Genomic DNA, 22433 nt, shown 5'->3' with positions numbered 1-22433 from the left:
TATTCTATTCCATAACCACCAAAACCTACATTTATGGCATTTGATCTGCTCGACACCCTGAAAAACGTCTTCAACAACGAGTTTTCACGGAATGCGGCCACATCTTTGGGAGAAAGCGAGGGCAATGTGCAGAAGGCGCTGGGCGGCATTATCCCCACCGTGTTAACAGGCCTGCTGAACAAGGCCTCTTCTCCGGGAGAAGCGGGGAACCTGCTGGGCCTGGTAAAAGATGCCGCCTCCGGCGATTTTTCCCGGCTGGGCAACCTGGCCGGCGCGCTGCCGGCCGGCATGCTGGCCAAGGGTGCAGACCTGCTGCGCTCCCTGTTCGGCAACAAAGCGGGAGATATTGCGGGGGCCATTGCCTCCTATGCCGGTATCAAACCGGCAAGCGCCGAAACCCTGCTGCAAACGGCCGCCCCTGCCTCTTTGGGTGTTGTTGGGCAGCAGGTAGACAGCGGGCCCGGATTGCTGGCTTTCCTCAACAGCCAGAAAGATAAAATACTGGCGGCAGTACCATCCGGCCTGGGCCTGGCCGGCCTGCTGGGTGTGGGCAACCTGGGAGACATCGGCAACAAGCTGACCGGCCTTATTTCCGGTGTTGGCAGCGGGATGAAACATACCGCCAACACTGTGGGCCATGCCGTGGAAAGGACCGGCGGCAACCGCTGGCTGTGGATGCTGATAGCCATACTGGCCATCATTTTACTGCTCTGGTACCTGCTGCGCGGCTGCGGCCAACAGCATACCACCGTTACTACAGACTCCGCCAGCGTTTCCCATATGCATGACTCCGCGGTGGCGCATGTAACGGAAGCCGCCACTACAACGGCCGCACCCGCCCGCGAGTCTATCAAGGTAACCCTGCCGGACGGCACCGTGCTGGACGCCTTCAAAGGCGGCATAGAAGACCGGCTGGTGGCATTTTTGCAAGACCCGAACACCAAGGGCGGCAAAGATCAGTGGTTCGATTTCGACAACCTCAACTTCAAGACCGGCAGCGCCGAACTGACCCCGGAAAGCCAGGCGCAGGTGAACAACATCGTAGCCATCCTGAACGCCTTCCCGAAGGCCAAGATCAAGATAGGCGGCTATACCGATGCAGTGGGAGATCCTAAAAAGAACAAGCAGCTGTCTCAGGAAAGAGCTGAATCTGTAGTGAACGCCCTGCAGGCCGCGCATGTAAAACCCGTGCAGATCATGGGCGCGGAAGGGTACGGCTCAGAGTTTGCGAAAGCCCCGGCAGACGCGCCGGACGAGGAAAGGAAAGCAGACAGGAGAATATCCGTGAGCGTACGCGAGAAATAGATTTAAATGCAATAATAGCGAAGGTGTACCGGGAAGCCTGGTACACCTTCGTTCTGTTTTATGGCCTTGGGGTTAGGGCCCCATGTCCGGCGCTTCATGCCATGTGCTCCGGTTGCACAACGGACAAACGATCTTATTCAGCCTTCACAAACACCAGCATGGCACGGTCTGCCTTGTCTATGGCGTTGTAGTATTCCGCAATCTTTTCGTATTCCGAAGCCGGGAACACCCCATCGTTCTGATCCCTTTCCCTGATGTAGGTGATCACGTTCCCCTCCACCGTAGCCTTCACGGAAAACCGGCCGTATTTATTCTCCATGGTTTTGGCCGGAAAAGCGTTTTCCAGCCGGTAGCCTGCCGGTATGGTGAGCTTCACCGTGTCTATGTCTTTCCAGGGATAGGTGATGCGGATGGGCGATGTACGTTGCTTGTCCGCATCCAGCCGCACGCTGCTGCGGTTGAGAATGTTGGGCGTTACGAAGAGGCGCTTGCCGCTCACGGAGGCGTAATTGTTCACCGTAATGTCAAGCAGCTCTCCCATTTCAGGCACCGGCTGCGCAACAGGGTTGGCGGTGTAGCTGTATCTGGCAATATCGTAACTGGGGAGATTGAACCTTCTCTTCAGGCTTTCCAGCTGCTTTTCCGGCTTGAGGTAGTTCACCAGGCCGTGGCACCAGTCTTGCTGCAGGCCGGTGTACAAGGTTTTCACCTGCCCGCTCAGATCGCCCGTTGGGCTGATGCTGGCGGTTATGCTGCGCAGCTGTTTGTTTTGCCCCATGGGATATTTGGGCGTGCGCACCAGCTTTCCACCGTTATCCTCCACCAGCAGCACGGCCCGGTTGCAGGTAAAATCACTCAGGTAACCCGGCGGCAGGGTTTGGCTGGTACACTCCAGCCAGGTAGTATCTTTCCCCAGCGGCACGCAGAGAATTACGTGGTTGAACTGGTTCATGCTGAAATCTTCCAGAATATCAGGCGGGTAAGTGCCTCCAAATACAATGGTATAATGCGAAGGAATGCCCGCTTCTTTCAGCAGCGAGCGCATGTAGTTGCTGAGGGCCTTGCAGTCCCCATACCCTTTGCTGGCCACGTAGGCCGCATCAAAGGTTTGCCAGCCTCCAATGCCCAGCTGTATGCTGATGTAGCGCGTGTTTTTCTGCATGTAGCGGTAAAGCGTGCTGATCTTTTCCTGCGGGGTTTTCAGCCCGTCCGTGAGCGCGTGCACTTCGGCTTTTATTTTTTCCGGCAACTGGTCTCGCCCGGCGTTGAGCGTGGAAAAGAACTTCCCGAAATCGTTCCAGGTGTTCATGTTACCGGTGTAGCTGCCGAAAGAGAAGTCACTGGGGGCCAGGTACACCCAGGTAGTGCGGTTCTGGTAAGAGCCGGCCATCCATTCATCTTCCAGGGCCGTTATGCCCTTTGTTTCCCAGGTGAAGGTTTTAGTTCCCTTGGCCGTGGTTTGCACCGGCTCCCCCTTGTACATATGCTGGCGGTAACGCAGGTTGTAATTCTCCGGCACGGTAACGGACATACGGCTTTGCTCCACGGCAAAGTTCAGCCCGCTCTGTGGCACCCAGGGCGGCAAAACGGCGGTAAAAGACGAGCGGGTTTCCACTTCGTATTCCACGGTATAGGGGTACACCCTGTGATGGAAGCTGTGTGTTTTGATGCGGCTGTCTGTCATCAGGCTTTCGCCTACCGCGCTGAGGTCTGCCACTTCACTTTTTTTGAGCTTGCGCACTGCGTTGCCCTGCGCATCGTACAACACGCCGCTGATGCTGCGGATGTCTGTATCCTTATCGTAATAAGCCTCAAAATCCGCATGGTCTGCACCATTTTCATTGAGAATGGTGTATACATACTTTTCCACTACCCGCATGTCTTTCAGGTCACTCATCTTCACATCTACCTCCTGCAGCCGGCATACCACATGGGCATTTTTCAGCAGCGCTTCCGGGATGGCGCTGACCGGGTACTTCGGGTCACCGGCGTAAGCGGCGCCGCTCAAGAGCAATAAGCATAATATTTTCCTGGTCATCAGCTTTTTTTCTTTAAAACGATCTGTTCAGCATGTTTTTTCACGATCACGTCGAAGAACTGGCGGAGACTGTCGTATTCGTCCGGATCGTAATTGGCGCGGCCCAGCTTGACGCGGGAGCGCAGTTGTATCATGTTGCCGGTTTGCTGTACCAGGAACTGGAAGAGCCCTTCCCCATCGTTATACTTCACAATGGTGGATTTGGGAATTTCTTCTACGGTATAGCTCTCCGGCAGTTGAATGCTCAGGGTGTAGTTATCGTCCATCACCGACGGCATTTCTACGGGGTAGCGGCGTATGGCCGATTTGAACGGGTTCTTGCGCATGGATTCGGAGAACATGGGGTGCAGGTATACCATGCCCGTACTATTGTCCATATTCAGCGTAAAATCACATTCCACGATGGCGGATTCCTTGTAATCTTTCAGGTTGTCTATTTTCCCGTTCTTCACGCTTACGTCTGTATTGAAATTCTTGGCCAGGTCTTTAAAGTAGCTCTCCTCCCCTTTTTCTTTTACTTTCGCCCGCAGGTCATAAGACTCAAAATAAGAGGGCTGCTGCTGGTAGTGGCCTGCCAGTTCCCCCTTTTCATTCGGCGCAATAAAAATGCCCGTTACGCGGTGCTCTTTCAGGGAATCTGGCTCAAAAGAAAGCGCCGTGGCTTCAGGCGTTACCATCCGCGCATGGCCGTTGTAGCAGGAAGCATGCAGCTTGCCGAAGCCCAGGTACGGGCGGGTAGCGTCAAGATTATAAGTAGCGCCGTCTGCCTGCACGGAGGCAATGGAATAGTTGAAGCGGCTGGCAATGGGGTACAGCGGGTACACCTTGCCATGGCTGCGGGTGCTGAGCAGCACCGGCGCCGCCTGCAGCCCCGCCTGGCGCAGCATGGCCACCAGCAAAAGGTTAATGTCTGTTACGGAGCCGTTCTTTTTGCTGAACGTGGTTTTGAGGGATTGTTCCGTATAACGGTTGGAATAGTCTGTACAGGTGAAATTGTCCCGCACATAATTATAGATGTTCTCCGCCTTGGCTACTTCCGTAGTAGCGCTGGCAGTGAGCGCTTTCACCTCATCCGCCATAAAATTATTGTTCTTGTCAAGCGAGCCGCCGTAATAATCCGCTTTCAGGATGTCTTCCATGTACTTGGGCCAGGTGCTCATGATGTTCTGCACCGGGGCGTTAGGATAACGCACCGCGGCCAGCTGGAACTCGATGTAACTGATGTGGTTGCCCAGGGTGGTCACAAAATTCTCCTCCTTCAAGGGCTCAATATCCTTCATTACCCAGCGGTGGCGGGTAATGCCCGGCGTAACAGACACTGATTCAGAACGCCCGGAAGCCGTACCATACCCCCCGGTTACCGGTACCCGGAAAGAGAAGTTCTTGCGGCTGTTCTCACTGTCTTTGATATGGAAAGGGTGATAGCCCTGGCTGAGGAAGATGTACTCGAAATACTCCGGCAGGGTGATCTCATATTCGCTCCAGAGCACCGGGTGCTCGGCATCCTGGAAGGCCCAGGGCCGCAGCCTGTAAGGGAACTCGGAATTGATGGAATAAGAGAACTCTATGATGGAGCCTTCTTTTACGGCCGGCAGCGTGAACTTTTTGAGGATGGTATTTTTATCCCGCTTTTCGGTGAACACGCTTTTGCTCTCCATTTTGGTTTCCACCACCTTGCCGTTTTCCAGGTTATAGGTAACGGCTTTGAGGTTGTTGACACGCTCTTCGTCCTGCCCGTCCACGTACAGGTAGATGGTCAGGTTGGCTTCGTCATAGCCGTTCTTGTTGAGGATGTGCACCCGTTTGTACTGTTTGAACACCTGGATGAACCCCTCGTTGCCGGATTCAAAGGCGGAAGACCCGATGTCTGCCACAATAACGGCACTGGTACCGGTGTCTATTTTGTACTGATCGGTTTTAAAATCTTCCGGGGAGATTTTCCCGAAACGGGCGGAACTTTTATCCTGGGCGATAGCATACAGGGATAAAAACAAGGCTCCAAACAGCAGGGTAAAGGCTTTGTTATGCATTAATAGGTATTGTGGGATTCAAAACTAGGCTTAAATGTATAAATTTTTATGACACATAGGTGTAACTTGCACACAAATGCAGCTTTTGGAGAAAAATACCCGGTTGGTGAAGGAAAAAGCCCGTGCTTTGGGTTTTGACCATTGCGGCATTGCCCGTGCGGAGGAATTGACGGAAGACGCCTACCGCCTGGAGCAATGGCTGAACAAAGGCATGCACGGCAATATGGGCTACATGGCCAATTACTTCGACAAGCGTATAGACCCCCGCAAGCTGGTAGAAGGCGCCCAAAGCGTGATCACCCTGCTGCTGAACTACTACCCTCCCGCCCTGCAGCAGCCTGATGCCCCTAAAATAGCCAAATATGCCTATGGTGCTGACTATCATGAGGTGATACGCGCCAGGCTGAACGAATTCCTGCAGGAAATGCGGGGCTTCCTGGGCAACATCCAGGGCCGCGGCTTTGTAGACTCCGCGCCGGTGCTGGAAAGGAGCTGGGCGCAGCGGAGCGGCCTGGGCTGGGTAGGCAAAAACGGCAACCTGATCCACAAACAGGCCGGTTCCTTCTTTTTTATTGCCACCCTCATTGTAGACGTAGAACTGCTCTACGATGCCCCCACCGGCGACTACTGCGGCTCCTGCACCCGCTGCCTGGACGCCTGCCCCACCGGCGCGCTGGTATCTCCCACGGTGGTAGACGGCAGCCGCTGCATTTCCTATTACACCATAGAGCTGAAAGACGCCCTCATCCCCTCTTCCATGGACGGCCGGTTTGACAACTGGATGTTTGGCTGCGATATTTGCCAGGACGTATGCCCCTGGAACCGGTTCTCTACGGCCAACAGCACCTTTACTCCCCTGCCGGAAGTGCTGAACTTCACCACTGCGGAATGGGAGGAGCTGACGGAGGAAGAGTTTAAGCGGATATTCCGGCATTCTCCGCTGAAGCGCAGCAAGTATGCGGGGATACGGCGGAATTTGAAGTTTTTGAAAGGATAACCGCCATTCTTTTACCGAATGTCATCTCCCGGCCGCCTTTTGCACAAAAAACACCTCCGTTTTCCTGCCATTGCCCGCCAGTTGCTTATTTAGGGTTGCCAGTCAACATGTTTCCGTTTTCCGCCCCCTTGATCGTCCCTAATTTTGCCAACGCAAAGAGCGCCCTGACAATAACCCCCGTAAAGCGTTAACCGGCAGTGCCCGCGCCTCTTTCCTTTTAAACATCAATAAATCATCACAAAACCATGACGCGTTTTAGACTTCTGTTTCAATTGCTTGCCCTTGCAGGCGCCGTAACCCTCTATTCCTGCACCAAAGAAGGGCCCACAGGGCCGCAAGGCCCGAAAGGCGACACCGGTACCAATGGCCAACCCGGGTCACAAGGCCAGGATGGGCCTGCAGGGCCCGCCGGACCAACCGGCCCTCAAGGCCCCACCGGCCCCCAGGGACCACAAGGCCCTCAAGGCCCCGCCGGCAACGCCAATGTAACGGTAGACATCTTTACCTTATCTAATCAGGATTACCCCCGCACCCTTTACAATTTCAACTACGCTGCTTCACCGGAAAGCACCGTGGGCATCCCTTCCAGGATATGCGAGCGCTTCAATGACCACATCACGCAGGATGTGCTGGACAATGGCATGGTGCTGGTATACTTCACGCATAACGCCAACTCAAACCCCAACGGCTGGATGCCGCTGCCCGTTACCTTCCCCGGCGACGGCTATTCAACCAACTATTTCTTTGAGACCTTTCCGGGGAAAGTGCGGCTATATTACTTCCTCCACAAAATAACGGTTGACCCGCCATCAGCGTCTACCACCATCATCCCCACCCTGAAGTTCAAGGTAGTGACCGTAACCGGCCAGGCGGCCGCACAGTTGCGCCAGGCCCGGATGAGACTGGACGACTATGAGACTGTGGCCCGCCTTCTTGGACTGTAGCAGCCATGCCGCATTCCGGAATGTTCAAATATTTTTTTTGATTTTTCGCTGCAAAGGTTAACTTTGCAGCCCATTCGGGATGTAGCGCAGCCCGGTAGCGCGCTTCGTTCGGGACGAAGAGGCCGCTGGTTCGAATCCAGTCATCCCGACAACCGATTGATTGTAAATAGTTACGGATTATTAATTTTCCAGAATCCGACCCGAAATAAATATTGGGACGGGAAATGGGACGCAAAATTAGTCAAACCGTAACTATTTCTTTTTTAGATGACCGGGGAAAAATTAGACTTCGCTTTCGCTATAACGGTCAACGCTACACGCTTTTTACTTCAATTGATTACGACAAGCCAAACCTAAAGACAGCAAAGAGAATCGGCAAAGCAATTAAAGCTGATATTGATAACGAAACCTTTGATACCAGTTTAGAAAGGTATCGTGATTCAATTCTTTGCCCCCTATTCAGCCAGAAAAGAAAAAGACAACTGTTCCCCCTGTAAAGATACCTAAGCCCTTAAACCAGGCTCTAATTACGGATTCTGAGTATTGGACGAAATACTACAAAAATAAGGATTGTGATAAGAGCAGCCACTATAATAGAGTTAGAGCATTACTAAAACGTTGGGAAATGTTTAAGCCTGAAATAGCCCTAATCCTATTCAATAAGGAACAGGTAAGCGAAAAGACCTATAACAACACCCTTCCCATGTTACAGGCTTTTTATACATGGGGATTAAGCACAAAACCTATCCCCTGAACCCATTTGAAGATGTTGCCACCAGAAAGCCTAAAGGCGGTAAGAAAGCCAATCCTAAAAGGGAACTATTGTCTGAAGAAGAAGCTAACAAGATACTAGAGGCTATTAAGAATGATACCCACGTTCCTAAGAGTTCCCGGCATGAACATTCTCACTACTACCCCTTTGTCTATTTTATCTTCAAAACTGGCTGTAGGAATGCCGAAGCTGTAGGTATAAGGCTTAAGCATAAACCGTGAAAAGAACCTAATAACCATGGAAGAAGCAATGGCAAGGAACCTGAATAGAACCAATGGAAATGCCAGAATACGTAAGGAAACAAAGAACGATAAAGTAAGGCAAATGCCTTTAAACCCTGAATTAAGGGAAGTAACTAAACCTTTGACTGACAAAAAGCCTGATGATTTATTGTTTGTTTTCTCCACTGACTTACCCATTGATGACAGGGCTTTTCAAAGAAGGGTTTTAAAGCCAGTAATGAAGGCGTTAAAGATTGAGGAAAGGGATTTGTATTGCTTTAAACATGGTTTAATTCAAAGTGTATCGCTGCTGGTATAGCCCGGTTATGACGGCGCAATTATTGGGAAAACAACCCTAAACAGCGCCCATCGTTTCTATACACATCAGTTAGAATTACTTGCTTTCATCCCTTAAATCCGATGCAGTGAAAGATTTGAGGGTATGCTTTACCAAAAATGAAAATTGTAGTGAAAATTTGATATTAAAAATTCAAATTTGTAGTTGTACCATTGTATAAACCAAACATAAACATAATGATACCTGCACTAATTAAATTTCGTAAACAAATTGAAATCACCCCAAAAAACAACTCTGAAACACTGAAAGAGTATTACAAAGCTTTCCATCATACTTATACACAAATGAGGATAGGCTATTGGGGAATGAAACATGGAGAAACAAAAGTCAACTTTACCAAAGAACTAAATAAACTATCTCAAACACACTTTCAAGAAATCCTAAATTATACGGAAGGCATAATGGACATTTCGGGAAGATTTGAAATAAAATATCAAGATGCAGAAGTACAGATTATAGATTTTGATTCAGTAAATGAAGAAACAAATCTCCTAGTACTTTCAATGACGACCGATTTCTATCTAGTAGTTGATAGCCTAAATGATAAAATGCTAATTACCAATAAGAAAAACGAAGATAGTTTTAAGAAGGGAGACTATTTTACTGAAAGCTATTTCTTTGAAGTACCCAAGGATATAAATATAGGCTCTTATAGGGTAGTTAAACTATAGTTGCATACATTATGCTAGACAACTTGAATGGCCATACTGGAATGCCCCCAAAAAAATGTCCAACTCTTTTGGCGCACTTCAAATAGACACCTTTTTATTTTGTCAATACCATTTCTTTTACTTAAATTGTAACATCAATACCTGTTCTCCGAATATCTCCTTCAGCAATATTCACCCCTAAATCCCAAATTCATGGAAGACAAGACAAGAAAAGAAGACCTTATGGGTATCTTCAACAAGGATGAGGTATTTCAACCTTACACAACACCGGATGGATGGACGGTAATATTACCCGGAGAAGAAGATGGCAGGAGAGAAAAGTATGGAAGAAAAATTGTCGCGGTAACAGAAGTGGAAATCAAACTTACAGATGAAAACAGCCTAAACATCTGCATTAGAGAACTCGAAGAATCTGATAGGCGAATTAGAGAACGTAGTGGTGGAGGCGGATGGGATTGGAGAAAGGTTTTAGTAAAAGACTTTGATGTAAGATTTGGAGTTGCGTGGTATGACAGAGGTTTCTTTGAAAGCAGAAAAGAGGCTTGGGCCAATCCGGAACACGCCAAAATCTATGAAAAATTCGGCGCTGGCATTGAAAATTTCAAGGTTAATCATCAATTAGTTGAAGAAAGTTACAAATGACGTTGGTTAGCATAAATTTGAACCACGGGCATATCACTCTCGGTATGCCCTTTCTTAAAGTTATCGATTCTAGGACAAGTTTTTTGTAGATGCCTATTTACCACATTCGCCCTTAATAAAATTCTAAAAAATCATTGGTCTGCGTTAATGGTGTCACTTGGTATTTGCTTCGATGAATTTTCAAGATATTTTACACCTTCGATGATCGCGCTTTTAATTTCCTGCATATTAGAATCCAGATTATCTATTTTAACTGGCGCTGCGATTCGAATGATACCCTTTTCCTCTTTCCCCTTAAATAGCATTAATATACAAATAATAAAACCCATAATTGCGATGCAAAAAATCGCAGCTCTAAATGCGCGAAAAGCGTGAAGTAAGTTACTGCCTTTATCATTATTATTCGCAGCATTATGTCTAATTGCTAAAATCAGATCATTTATTTCCTCATTATGAAAATCATCTTCTGTATTATCTTTACACACTGTGGAAGGACTACCAGATATGTATTTGAAGTTCTTTATATTATAATTCTTAATAGCATTGTTTATTGTTAAAATAAAAAAGAAAAACGCCGAAAAGAACGGAAATAAGATCATTAATTTTATTACAATTGAGTACTCAACAAACTTATCAAAGAAGACGGGAACAAATAAACCCAAAAGGGAAAAAATCAATCCACACTGACCGATAAGCTGAGAGGTTTTTCCCTCAATAGCATTTTGTCTTTCGTTTTCCGAGAATACTAATTCCTTTAAGTATCTCTTATGTTCAGCTTTAAAAGTACAATTTTTAGGATACAGCAATCGTTCGCTTGAATTTATATTCTTTTTCTTAATTACCCCATAATAGTAAAGGTAATTAACACCAAAAAATCTTATTTTCATCAAGCAGAATATAAGTAGTTAATAATTGCATCAGAAATTTTCAAGCCAGTATCATTTTCAATCCATGCCCATTGACCATTGGGATTAATTTCTAGAAAATAGTATTTGCCGTCTGTTGACTTAACCAAATCAATAGCTCCGAATGAAAGTCCTAAAGTGTTGACAAGTTCTATACATTTCCTCTTAATATCATCTGGCAATTTATATGAATTAAATCTAAGTCTTTTTTTCCGCCAGTCAATTATCGTATCTCTATCCGACTGAGAATTCACAGATGCAGGGAAAACATTATTTCCAACTACAGTTACACGCAATTCATATTCCTTTTTTATTTCACTTTGCACAATACTAGGAGAAATAAGATATTGATCAATTTCGTCAATATACTGTTGCTTAATCCTGCTGGTATAAATGAGCCCCAATCTTCCCTCAACCATAAGCTTATTATTGTACAAGGGCTTTATAATCACCTCTTTACCGTGACGATAGTAAAACTCCTTTATTAACTCTCTGCTATTAGTAACAATAGTGTCAGGAATTGTAAATCCAATTTTAGTGGCTTCTTGCAGTTGCAATATTTTATTCTCTGCTCTGTAAACATTCATAGGAGGACTGAGCCATCTGGCAGGTATGATACTAAAAAGATTATCAAAGAAACAGCGTACTTCCCCTTGTAAAAAAGCTCTTGTTTCCAAGGGTTGGCCTTTAAACTCTGGCAACTTAGTCCTTCTAAACCAGACAGCGCTAAAAGTATTATTCCCATTAAGAGAATACTTAATCCTGTCAACGATTTCTATCGAATAATATCTATCAAGAACATCTTCACAATTGAAACGGTAATAAGGAATGTTCAGTAGATTCAACTTATTAATTACGTAGTCAGCAGTAAAATCAGCCTTATGTGTAATAATCAGAATCATTGATATTCGTTATCAGTATCGGTTATCTCCAAATCGGGGTTTTGCGTGTTTGTTGCGGTTGCAGTATCTAGCAATTGAAATAGACTACAATGGCTTCTATCCTCATCAGGAACTTCATTATTTTCCCTTGTGCCTGTTGCTGTATCCAGGGCATCTAACAGCCTTGTATTGTCGGTATCTGACACCTCATTCATTACCTTGGTCCCCGTACTTGTATCGAGTTGAATATTTAATGGCCGAGTGGGATCAGCGTCGCTACTTTCTGTCTGATCAAATGTTCCGGTTAACGTATCCATAGACACAAGTATGATTGCAGGAGATTGAGTCTTCTTCAACACATTTAAGTTAAGTGTATCTGAATACTCAATCATTGTGAAATCAGGAGCTGGCTCAGAAGAAGTTTCAGCGAATTCCAAAATTAACGGCTTCATTGATGTATATTTGATCAGTAATTTAGTAATCATTTACGCAAAAAACAATGTCATTGACTTACTGACTTGCTTATTCCAAATGTGACCTCAAAAATTCCAATGTATTATTAGTAAGCGTTTGAACTCTTTCATTGTCGGTGGGCTTGTTATCTCTTGAAAAAGAATCTACTACATTATTTGACATATTTTTTATTGAAGCCTCACTTTGATTGTCTTCTAAAAGCCTAAGTGCATACTCATTACGAATATAAGGTTCAACTTTGTATGGTATAGGGTAAATTTTAGCATAAGGCCTTAAGGATTCGTCAACATCTCCAAATTCGCCTATTTTATTAATTACGCTATCATCTACAACGGTACCTGCCCAGTTTAAACTTTCCGCTTTTACATGAGCATATACCAATCCCTTACCATAAATCATGTTGGCACTATACACAGAACCTTGTGGATTTTTTGTTTGACTACTTATCATCTCATATTGATCATATACAATAACACCTCGAACCGGCATATTAAAAAATATACTTTGAAAATTGAATTTTTTTGCCACTTTCAGAATCTCTCTTAAACTTTCAATGCTATCATCTTGTGTAGAAAATATTACCGTATCAGAAATTGCCAAACAATTTATTCTCGATGTGGATATATCAGCGATTAAATGCCCCCTTGGGGATAGACTATACTGTCCATCTCCCATAGCCACTTCTATATCCCTTAATAAGTGACCAATTCTTTCTCTCAATCTCGCTGGCTCACAATTTTCGATAAACTTCTGATATCCTAAATAATCGAAATATGCAATATATTTTCCCATAACATCTATTTTATATTTTGCTCTAAAGTAGAAAAGTAGAAAGATGACTAGAAGTGGGTAGGCATGTATATATCAGTTACAAAAATATTATCGTTGTCAATTTCACCGATGAAATTTTCGGCTTTCTAAAATCTGCAACATGAGCCAAAGTGGGTATTAAACTATTATGGGAGGATATCGCTTTTCTGGATCATCCTACCATTCGCTGAAATCCCCATCTTATGCCCATAACTGTACCTCTGTCAGGAAATGTTGATCTTGCTATTGAGAACTCATTCTTATTTTGAGTCCTATCAGATATAAATGTGTTGACTTAGTTGTGCTTTTAGGGTAAATAATGGTAGAGGGTGAGTGCATTTTTTATTGTTTTATTTAACAATGGAACACTAACGCATCGTAATATACAAATCTCCAAGCATATTTATGCAAACCTAACACAAATGTGTTATCCACAACTTAACATCTAGCCCTTAGAATCTTAATATTTGGAAGATTTAATTTTAATAGTGATATAACAAACAGAGACGATGCTCATTAACAACAAATTGCAGAAATATCTTTTACTATACCTGATAAATCTCCATTTATCGTATCAATGAGTAGCAACATACCTATACCGAAACCTCCCATTCGGCGCCGCATCCCCCTTATCCAGCCAATGCATCGCATCCCCGTCTCCCGGCACATTATCACACCACTTAAAATCAAGCGTAAAACTATCCCCTGAAATATCCAACATCTTTTTCGGAATCCTCAACTCCAGCTTATTCCCTTTCACCCGGTAAGGAACACCCCCCATCTCCTCCCAGTTCCAACCGCCCTTACACCGCGCAACAGAGAATTGCCCGGTCACCGAACTAACGCCCAATAAGAACTGAAACCCCTCCCACTCCGGCCCGTTACCAACACCAATAAACAACCGCATCCAGCTGGAATCAGGCGCAGTAAGCGGCGCCGCAGTCCGCACGTAGAATGAAACAAACTCCGCATCACTCGCCACCTTCGCGCCCACAATATCATTCCGCCCGGTGTTGTTTATGTACTCTTTGATACGCCCCCACCCAGGATGCTTACGGTGGAAGGTATCACCTACATCGTCCTTAAACTCCGGCGTCACCGCCTGCCAGTCTGCAAAACTGCCATCAACAGCAATCTTGAAATGCTTCCTTGATACCGGCAAACGCCGCGCGCCCTTATACCGCCGGATGTAATCCACCAGCTGATAATAGTAATTATCCCGCAATGCCCCCTTCACCGGCTCCCCATCACGACTATATTCTTCATCATATTGATCAACAAAAAAGGTATCGCCCTTCTTCCGCGGTTTCCCTACAAACTCCTTCGGCCCTTCACCATTGAACCGCATAGCCACCCATTCATTCCACCCGGTCACGAACACAAATTCAGGGTCTACCTCCAGGGCGCGTTTCCACTGCTCCGTAAAATAAAGCCCATCCGCAGACCGCACCTCTTCCGGCTGCCGGCCATTGTGGAAGCTGCGGCCAATATTGGAAACAGGATGTTCCGCCATGGCCACACTGATCTGCTCCGGCTGCTCTTTAGACGTATGCCAGCCATAGTTCTGCGGCGTATGGTCCAGCCAGGGCCATTTGTCTTTGCCGTCCCCGAACCACTCCTGCCCGGTGCTCCAGGCCCAGGAACGGCGGATGGTAAAGAAGGCGCGGGTTTCTGCCGTAGTGGCCTCCTGTGGACAAAGCAGCAGCGGTTTTCCCTTCCAGTAAAACCATAGATCGCGGAATTTGCCGGGTTTATAGATGCTGTCATACAAGCGCTGCACTGTTTTCTCCGGCGCAGTGTTAACAATGAAACTCAAGGCCGGGGTGCTCTTGCCTTCCTTCCGCATGGCGCGGTAAGTCTCAGCCAGTTTGGTCACCTGCGGCAGATAAATAAACGAATTGGTCACATCCAGTATCAGCACGTCAACACCGGCGTCTGAAAGCATCTGGGCATGCTTGCGGATGATCCATTCATCAGTAGGAAGATAATAGCCAAAGTAAGGTTCACTCCAGTAATGCCAGGCCAAATGAGGGCCCCATTGAGGATTATCGGGGTTGGCAGAGAGGATCTTTGTATTGTCATAGGGGCTAAGGGTATCAGAAGGCAATTTTTCCATCACGCCCTCAGAAGGAGCGGTAGCGTTTGTATGGCGGTCATAACCATGCGCGCCGTGCCAGATAAAATAAAAAATGCCCACATACCGGTTCTTACGGATGGAGCCTTTGTGCGTTTCAGTAACCAGGTCCCTGTTCAGCCCGTCCACGGCCACCCAGGTATCGGCACTGGAAGATGACACCAGCTGCGGCGTGGTGACAGGGCCTGGGATTTGTTGTGCCCAGGCCCCTCCCACTGTAAATATCAGGACAAATAGGGTAACATATTGTAGAATATTTCTTTTCATAGCTGGATGCATTGGCGGTAATCATAACAATTTACCACCAAGCCAGGAAAAATGCATCCTGCACCTCCCTGCCGGAAATCAGAACATCATGAAGCTGCCCATTGCATCAGTAACCCGCACAGATATCCACCATAGTTGCCGAACACATAGCCCAGCACCGCCAGCAGCACGCCCACGGGCGCCAGCGCCGGGTGAAAGGCGGAGGCAATCAGGGAAGCCTGTACCGCACCGCCCAGGTTGGCCTCACCGGCCACCGCAAAGAAAAAGTACGGCGCGCGGATCAGGCGGCCTATGATCACCATGGCCAAAATGTGAAATAGCAGCCAGATGAGGCCCACCAGCAGCAACCCGTAATTCTCCACCACGCTCACAATATTCATCTGCATGCCTACCGCGGTGATGAACAGGTACAGGAACACATTGCCGGAACGGGACGCGCCGGCGCCTTCCAGCCTGCGCAGCGGGGTGAAAGACAAGATGACGCCCAGCGTGGTACAAATGATCACCACCCAGAAGAAGGAGGATGTGAGGCTGAACCTTTCCAGCAACGGAAAGTTCTGCTGTATGTAGGAAACCAGCGGGTCTGCCAGCAAATAGGCCACGCCGCAGCCGCCAAAGGCTACTGCCAGTATCAGCAGCACGTCCGTTAGCACCGGTATTTTGGCGGTAGACAGTTGATAGGCTTCTATTTTCTCGCGCACCTCATCCACATCCCGGTCGTCAGCCCGGAAAAAGCGGTTCAGCTGCCGGTTCTTGCCCACGCCGTACAGCAGTATGGCCAGCCAGAGATTGGCAATAATGGTATCAAGTATCACCATGGAAGAGAACAGCTGCGGGCTGGGTTTAAACACCTCACTCAATGCCGCCAGGTTGGCGCTGCCGCCTATCCAGCTGCCGGAAACACAGGCCAGGCCGCGCCATACGGCATCGGGGCCTTCACCGCCCACCAGGGACGGCGCAAACTGTTTCACGATGAGGATGGTGAGCGGCCCTCCTATGATCACGCCTACCGCACCGGCCAGGAACATGGTACCGGCTTTTTTGCGCAGCTTCCACAGCTCCTTTACGTCTACGCTCAGCGTAAACAATACCAGGCCTGCAGGCAGCAGGTATTTGGAAATGATCTCGTATACCCGTGAGTTGTCTCCATTGATCACATTGGTGGTGTTCAATATGCCGGGCAGAAAATACATGACCAGTAACGGCGGACAGAAAAAATAGAATTTCCTCAGGAACCTGTTAGGCGACGTGGAGGTCAGCTGCACCACGGCGGCAATTAAAACAAGCAACCCGAATACTACTATGTCTTGTTCGATCAACGGGGTGCGGGCGGTTAATAAATCCATAATGACCTTGCTCCTCTTTATTTTTTACGCAGGCCCAGGCCCGGTTCGTCTGATAAAATAATTCTCCCGTCTTTCAGCATCGGGTCTTCATAAGGGTTGTTGGCCATCAGCCAGCTGCTGTCAAGGTCTACCCAGTCGCAGAGCGGGGCAATGGCGGCGGCGCCCAATATGGCCACGGAAGATTCTCCCATGCAGCCGATCATAACCTTCAGCCCCAGGGAGCGCGCTTTTTGAAGGATCTTGTGGCCTTCCAGCATACCGGTGCATTTAGACATTTTGATGTTGATGCCATGGTAGGCGCCCTTTGCTTTTTCTACGTCCGCCAGGCGCTGCACGGCTTCGTCTGCTACTACGGGCAGCGGGCTGTGCTCGGTTACCCAGGCATTGTCATCCCGACGGTCTGCCGGCATGGGCTGCTCAATGAAGATGGTGCCTTGTTCCTTCAACCAGTGGATCATGTCCAGCGCTTCCTGGCGGTCTGTCCAGCCCTGGTTGGCGTCTACGGTCAGCGGCTGGTTGGATTCTGCGCGGATGGCTTCAATGATCTCCCTGTCACGCTCGCCGCCCAGCTTTATTTTCAGCAGCTTGAAGTTGGTGGCTTCGCGCACTTTTTTCCGGATCATGGCCGGCTCGTCCATACCGATGGTGAAAGATGTAATGGGCATGGTGGCGGGGTTGGCGCCAAACAATTTGTAACAGGGTACGCCAGACATCTTGCCGTACAGGTCGTTCAGCGCAATGTCTATACCTCCCTTGGCGGCGGTAAGGCCGGGCCGCTTCTGGTCCACAAAATCCATGATGGCCTGGCGGTTGTCGAGGCTCTCGAACTTTTCAAAATCAGGTACCAGGGATGTATAGAAGTTTATTACATCATCTACCGTTTCGTTAAAATAGTACCCCGGGCTGGCTTCGCCGGTGCCGGTGTAGCCGCCGTGCTCCAGGGTAACATAAATAACTGTTTGGGAAAGCATGGTATGACCCGAAATAGTGAACGGGTACTTTTTCTTCAATTCGAATTTTTCAAAGCTGAGTTTCATTCGTATTTATTTTTTCGATTGTCCTGGAATATGATTTAGCGGGCGCCTAGCTCCGCCAGGAAGCGCGGTGTGCCTTTTTCTGTTGTTGTTCTGTAGAAATAAATGCGGTTGGCACGCGGCAGGCTGATAGACAGGCGGCTTACCTTGCCTGCTGTTACCGTAAAATCATAGATGGCCCGGAGGCCGTGATCAAAGCCTTTATAACCAACTTGTGTTCCGTTGTTATACACCAGCTCCAGCGCTACTGAATCCGAGGGGGCGCGGTACATCATGAGCCCTTTGCCGTGCGGCCGCAGGTAGAGGGTTACGTCACAATCCTCGCTGTGGTACGCGCCTGCCAGCTGCTGCTGCAAAGCGGGAGAAACGGGGCGGGAAGCCAGCTTCACATAGTCTGTGGTTGTACTGCCGCGGGTGATGCTGACCGTTTCCCCTTTGGGAGAAAAGCGGTACAACGCCTTGTCATACAGGAACCGGCCGCCGGGCAGGGCATGCAGCGGCGCGCGGTATTGCAGCAGCCGGTTGCCGCGGGCAAAGAACTGCAGCACGTCTGAACTGTCTGTAGTGTTCATGTAGCTGCCTGTTTTCCCGGCCAGGTCTGTGGGTTTCAGCACAATGGTGTCTTTTTCGGAATACGGCAGCGGGTCTGACACTTCACGGTTGAACAGTATTTTGAAGATGTCGTTATTCAGCTCCGTAGTGGAGATCTCCTGGTTATTACCCATGTAGCTCACGGCAATATCTCCCTGCGGGTAGTATGTGGTAAGCGCACGGAAGGCGGCCAGGAAGCCGGAGTGGCTGATCTGTGTAATGCCTTTGATGTTCTTTACGTACACACCGCCGTTGGCGTAGTCAGAAGTATCGCCGTTGTTCAGCACATACCGGTCCAGCCTCATTTTGGTGAAAGGGTCATTGGGGCCGAAGTGGTGATTCACGTACAGCAACCATTTCTGAAGGTCTTCTGCCGTGGTGATCAACCCGGCCGCACCGTAGCTTTCGTCCATCACGGTACCGGCTTTGAAGGTTTTCCCGTCCAGGTAATAACCCGTGGCCCTGCCAGGCGTTACGGAGCGGAAGCCCTTGCGGATGAATGAACGCGTCATGCCGGCGGGCGCCAGCAGGCTGTCTTGCACAAACTGCGAAAAAGAAACGCCGGTCAGCTTTTCAATGAGCCGGGCAGAGAGGTCATAACCGGCATTGGTATACGAAAAGCGTTCACCGGGCTCGTAGTTCAGGTTAGATTGGCGGAAGATGGTTTGCAGCGAAAAGGCCATGTCCATCAGTCGGTAGCCGGTGGGCCAGCTGGTCAGGTAGGTAACGTTGCGCCAGTCTTTCAGGCCGCTGGTGTGCACCAGCAGTTGCCGGATGGTAATGGTGCGGCCATAGTCCGGCAGTTCCGGGAAATACTTGCGTGTATCGTCTTCCAGCTTCAGCTTTCCCTGCCTTACCAGCAGCAGCAGCGCCGTGGCGGTAAACTGCTTGGTAACCGAGGCGGCTTCAAACAAAGTAGTGTCGGTGATGGGCAGCGGCTGCTCCAGGCTGGCAACACCGAAGGCCTTGCGGAAGATCTCCTTCCCCTGCCGGCTTACGATGAGCACACCGCCGGGCTCGTTGGCCTTGTAAGACCCTACCAGGCGGTTGAGCTGCTGCACAACACGGTCCTGCTGCTGCGCCTGCGCCTGTGAGCACAGCAGCGTGCCGGCCAGGCAGCATCCTATCCGGAGATATTTAAAATTCATAATCAGTTCTTGTTAACAGGTTTTAAATCCAGGTCATGAAAATCGAGGCTGACGTCTGTTAGTGGCGATACGGCTTTCATCTTCACCGCGTCTATCTTTCCTTCAGGCGTCAGCGAGAAGGTAACAAAAGCGTCTCCGCGCACTTCTCGGTGGTCCCAGCGCACTATGAAGGTCTCATATTGCCAGTGCTCCAGTTTGCCATAGAACACCGGCGTGTGGCTGAATTTCATAAGCAGGTTTCCGTCTTTCATATTGATGGTGACGTCTCCATACCACGGGTCGCGGTAGGTGCCACAGTATTTTTCCAGGGGCAATGCGGGCCGGGAGTTGCTGTCACGCACGCCCAGCGCCTGTTGCTCCAGTTGTGAGAAGCGGGCAAATTTGGCGTCTTCCTGTTTGCGGTAACCCGCTATCCAGTCAAACGGCGCCGTTTTCAGGTAATAGTCTGCAAGATGCTGTATGATGGCGTTGTAGGCGTTGCCTGACTCCTGGTTGGTGAGCACGGTGATGCCCAGGTTGATTTCCGGGAACATCATCACGCAGGAAACAAAACCGTCCAGCTTGCCGCCATGGGTCACCACCTTGGTACCGCGGTTCATGTACACGCGGAAGCCGAGGGCGTAGCTGTTCAGTGATGTACGCGCCGGCGCTATCCAGGCGGGCACGTTCAGCTCCGGCATCGGGTTAACGCCTTGCCACAGCAGCGAGGCGGTAGCGGGCGTGAACAGCGGTTTGCCGCTGGCCGTTTTGCCGGAGTCCAGCTGTACCTGCATCCACCGGGCCATGTCTGCGGCGTTAGATACAATGCCGCCCGCCGGGTTGGATTTATCACTCATCCCCTCTTCAAAAAAGGTTTCCAGTACGCTGATATTCCCCTTGCTGTCCGGGATGTGGGAAGCTGCGGCGTTGGCCTGTTGCTGGAACAGGGAGAAGCGGTGCAGCGTTTCGCGCATGCCCACGGGGGTCAATATTTCCTGGCGGATGAAATCTTCCCAATCCAGCCCGCTTACGGCTTTGATCACTTCTCCCGCAACGAGGTACAACACATTGTCATATGCGTAGGCGGAACGGAAACTGTTCACCAGCGGGAGGTGGCGGATCTTCTCCGCAATTTCCCGGCGGGTAAAGGTGGTTACCGGGAATTGCAGCAGGTCACCGGCGTAAGGCGCCAGGCCGCTGTTATGCACCAGCAGGTCTTTGATGGTCAGCTCCCGCGTTACGTAGGGGTCAGACAGGCGGAACCACGGCAGGTGGTCAATCACCGGGTCATCCCACCGCAGCTTGCCGCGCTCCGCCAGTATGCCCAGCGCCGTGGCGGTGAATGCCTTGGAGTTGGAGGCGATGGGGAACAGCGTATGTTCGTCTACCGGCAAACCGCTGCCGGTTTTCCTGACGCCGTAACCTTTGGCCAGCACCACCTGTCCGTCTTTCACCACGGCAATGCTCAGGCCGGGCACATGAAATACCTTCAATACTTTCTCCACATAGGCGTCCAGCCCCGGGGGCAACGGCGCCTGTTTGCGCTGGGCGTAACCGCTCATTGCACAGGCAGCCATCAGGCACCACAAAACCAGTGCCTTCCGGCAGATGCTGCCGGTCAGATTGATGCTATCTTTCATCATGTTGATTGAATATTAAAACAGGTCCTGGTTAGGCCATACCGTGCTACTGCTGTTCACCGCGGGCCATATCAGCCGGTCAAGCGCGGTGCTGAAAGCGGCAGTGGTATTGCGCGTGTTCAGCAATATTGTCCAGCAATACCCGTGGTACGTACGCACCATCCAGGTGCGGGTGCCAGACAGGGAGCCGCCGTGGTACCAGTTATGGTTGACGGCGCTGATGCGGATGCCGAACGCGTAGTTCGATATGGTAGATGGCGTGCTCATGGTGGTAATGGTAGCCGGCGCCAGCATGTCTGGCACGGTGGTGAACCCGTCTGCATGCACCATGATGCGCAGGAGGTCAATAGCGCTGGCAATCCACGAGCCCGCGGCACGCAACCTTGAAAAGGTGTTGCTGGCGTAGCCGTACGGGTTCTGGCCGCTCTGCCCGTAATACCTCACTTCGTTGGGCTTTCTGCCCGCCAGCGTGGAAGCGCCTATCTGCATATTGGTAACACCTGCGGGTGTGAGCACATTTTGCTGAATGAAATCAACATATGCTTGCCCGCTCACCTTTTCAATGATGCGCCCCAATATCATAAAGCCCAGGTTGGAGTAATCCGTATTAGTGCCGGGCGCGGTGGCCAGTGGCCGGTTGTCTATGGCCCAGCCTATCAGCTGGTCAATGTTGAGCGTTGATTGCGCAAAGGCGGGATCGTTGGAGGAGTTGCCCCAGCCGCCGCCTTCGTGGCGCAGCAGGTGCTCTACGGTAATGTCTCCTACATAAGCGGGATACGGCAGCGTGCCCAGCGTATCTCCCAGCAGGCCCGTGGCGCCGAATACCTTGTCTGTCAGCTCCAGTTCGTCATCTTCCACCAGCTTCATGATGCCGATGGCCGTAACAAATTTGGAGAGGCTGGCAATGCGGAACAGGCTGGCGGTGTCTACTGCTTCCAGTGTTGACGTGTCAGCAAAACCATAGCCCTTGGCATAGACAAGTTTGCCGTTTTTGGTGACGGCTATCGAAGCACCGGGCACGTTGTACTCCGCCATGAAGTTGGTGATCTGTGTGTCTATCACCGGCATGTCTACGGTCAGCGTCAGGTCTTCATTGGTATCTGCCCGGGCATCGGGCAAAGTGGGCGGCAGGTCTTTTTTGGAACACGCCGCCAGCAGCAGCATGGCAGCCACCAGCACAAATGAGCATAACTTTATTGAACGGTTAGAATAGTACCAACGCATAGTTTTGAGTTTTCAGTTAACA

At 49.5% G+C, this 22433-nt stretch carries 19 protein-coding genes and 1 tRNA gene; 8 read left to right on the top strand and 12 right to left on the bottom strand.

Going from position 1 to position 22433, the window contains the following annotated elements; genetic code table 11:
• Window positions 1-33 precede the first annotated feature (33 nt).
• Complete coding sequence (locus ABDW36_RS19530; RefSeq protein WP_343703601.1) at window positions 34-1305, top strand: OmpA family protein; 1272 nt, start codon at window positions 34-36, stop codon at window positions 1303-1305.
• A 133-nt stretch (window positions 1306-1438) separates the two neighbouring features.
• On the opposite strand, the gene ABDW36_RS19525 is transcribed toward ABDW36_RS19530, so the two are convergent.
• On the bottom strand, window positions 1439-3343 hold the full coding sequence (locus tag ABDW36_RS19525; RefSeq protein WP_343703600.1) for a DUF3857 and transglutaminase domain-containing protein: 1905 nt from the start codon (window positions 3341-3343) through the stop codon (window positions 1439-1441).
• The gene (locus ABDW36_RS19520) at window positions 3343-5373 is read right to left on the bottom strand and encodes a transglutaminase domain-containing protein (protein ID WP_343703599.1); all 2031 of its coding nucleotides are present in this window, start codon (window positions 5371-5373) and stop codon (window positions 3343-3345) included. The genes ABDW36_RS19525 and ABDW36_RS19520 overlap by 1 nt, the downstream gene beginning before the upstream one ends.
• Before the next feature lie 76 nt (window positions 5374-5449).
• Here ABDW36_RS19520 and queG point away from each other — a divergent pair, with 76 nt between their 5' ends.
• The 7 genes from queG (at window position 5450) to ABDW36_RS19485 (ending at window position 9978) form a co-directional block, all read left to right on the top strand.
• The gene (gene queG / locus ABDW36_RS19515) at window positions 5450-6370 is read left to right on the top strand and encodes a tRNA epoxyqueuosine(34) reductase QueG (protein WP_343703598.1); all 921 of its coding nucleotides are present in this window, start codon (window positions 5450-5452) and stop codon (window positions 6368-6370) included.
• Window positions 6371-6615: 245 nt separating this feature from the next.
• Window positions 6616-7314, top strand: a complete 699-nt coding sequence (locus ABDW36_RS19510; protein ID WP_343703597.1) for a collagen-like protein — start codon at window positions 6616-6618, stop codon at window positions 7312-7314.
• A 75-nt stretch (window positions 7315-7389) separates the two neighbouring features.
• Window positions 7390-7463, top strand: a tRNA-Pro gene (locus tag ABDW36_RS19505).
• 75 nt (window positions 7464-7538) lie between these two features.
• A complete protein-coding gene (locus tag ABDW36_RS19500; protein ID WP_343703596.1) occupies window positions 7539-7811 on the top strand; it encodes a DUF3596 domain-containing protein in 273 nt (90 codons plus the stop codon).
• 512 nt (window positions 7812-8323) lie between these two features.
• On the top strand, window positions 8324-8626 hold the full coding sequence (locus tag ABDW36_RS19495; protein WP_343703595.1) for a hypothetical protein: 303 nt from the start codon (window positions 8324-8326) through the stop codon (window positions 8624-8626).
• 215 nt (window positions 8627-8841) lie between these two features.
• On the top strand, window positions 8842-9336 hold the full coding sequence (locus tag ABDW36_RS19490) for a hypothetical protein (protein ID WP_343703594.1): 495 nt from the start codon (window positions 8842-8844) through the stop codon (window positions 9334-9336).
• Between the two features lie 192 nt (window positions 9337-9528).
• Complete coding sequence (locus ABDW36_RS19485) at window positions 9529-9978, top strand: hypothetical protein (protein ID WP_343703593.1); 450 nt, start codon at window positions 9529-9531, stop codon at window positions 9976-9978.
• Window positions 9979-10109: 131 nt separating this feature from the next.
• On the opposite strand, the gene ABDW36_RS19480 is transcribed toward ABDW36_RS19485, so the two are convergent.
• From ABDW36_RS19480 to ABDW36_RS19435, 10 genes are all read right to left on the bottom strand, one after another.
• Window positions 10110-10865, bottom strand: a complete 756-nt coding sequence (locus ABDW36_RS19480; RefSeq protein ID WP_343703592.1) for a hypothetical protein — start codon at window positions 10863-10865, stop codon at window positions 10110-10112.
• On the bottom strand, window positions 10865-11785 hold the full coding sequence (locus ABDW36_RS19475) for a hypothetical protein (protein ID WP_343703591.1): 921 nt from the start codon (window positions 11783-11785) through the stop codon (window positions 10865-10867). The genes ABDW36_RS19480 and ABDW36_RS19475 overlap by 1 nt, the downstream gene beginning before the upstream one ends.
• Window positions 11782-12216: a hypothetical protein gene (locus tag ABDW36_RS19470; protein WP_343703590.1), complete on the bottom strand. Its 435-nt coding sequence runs from the start codon at window positions 12214-12216 to the stop codon at window positions 11782-11784. Before ABDW36_RS19470 ends, ABDW36_RS19475 begins: the two co-directional genes overlap by 4 nt.
• Before the next feature lie 70 nt (window positions 12217-12286).
• Window positions 12287-13030, bottom strand: coding sequence for a hypothetical protein (locus ABDW36_RS19465; RefSeq protein ID WP_343703589.1), 744 nt, complete (start codon window positions 13028-13030; stop codon window positions 12287-12289).
• 592 nt (window positions 13031-13622) lie between these two features.
• A complete protein-coding gene (locus tag ABDW36_RS19460) occupies window positions 13623-15344 on the bottom strand; it encodes a hypothetical protein (protein WP_343703588.1) in 1722 nt (573 codons plus the stop codon).
• A 191-nt stretch (window positions 15345-15535) separates the two neighbouring features.
• Complete coding sequence (locus ABDW36_RS19455; RefSeq protein WP_343703587.1) at window positions 15536-16795, bottom strand: DUF819 family protein; 1260 nt, start codon at window positions 16793-16795, stop codon at window positions 15536-15538.
• Window positions 16796-16812: 17 nt separating this feature from the next.
• Window positions 16813-17832: a dipeptide epimerase gene (locus ABDW36_RS19450; protein ID WP_343703586.1), complete on the bottom strand. Its 1020-nt coding sequence runs from the start codon at window positions 17830-17832 to the stop codon at window positions 16813-16815.
• A gap of 35 nt (window positions 17833-17867) precedes the next feature.
• The gene (locus ABDW36_RS19445; RefSeq protein WP_343703585.1) at window positions 17868-19568 is read right to left on the bottom strand and encodes a serine hydrolase domain-containing protein; all 1701 of its coding nucleotides are present in this window, start codon (window positions 19566-19568) and stop codon (window positions 17868-17870) included.
• Window positions 19569-19570: 2 nt separating this feature from the next.
• Window positions 19571-21190, bottom strand: a complete 1620-nt coding sequence (locus ABDW36_RS19440; RefSeq protein ID WP_343703584.1) for a serine hydrolase — start codon at window positions 21188-21190, stop codon at window positions 19571-19573.
• A 12-nt stretch (window positions 21191-21202) separates the two neighbouring features.
• Window positions 21203-22411, bottom strand: a complete 1209-nt coding sequence (locus ABDW36_RS19435) for a serine hydrolase domain-containing protein (RefSeq protein ID WP_343703583.1) — start codon at window positions 22409-22411, stop codon at window positions 21203-21205.
• Window positions 22412-22433 lie beyond the last annotated feature (22 nt).

It is taken from the genome of Chitinophaga sp., from assembly GCF_039596455.1.
Classification (GTDB): domain Bacteria; phylum Bacteroidota; class Bacteroidia; order Chitinophagales; family Chitinophagaceae; genus Chitinophaga.
The sequence above is the reverse complement of the archived record's forward strand: the minus strand, read 5'-3'. Positions and strand labels throughout refer to the sequence as shown.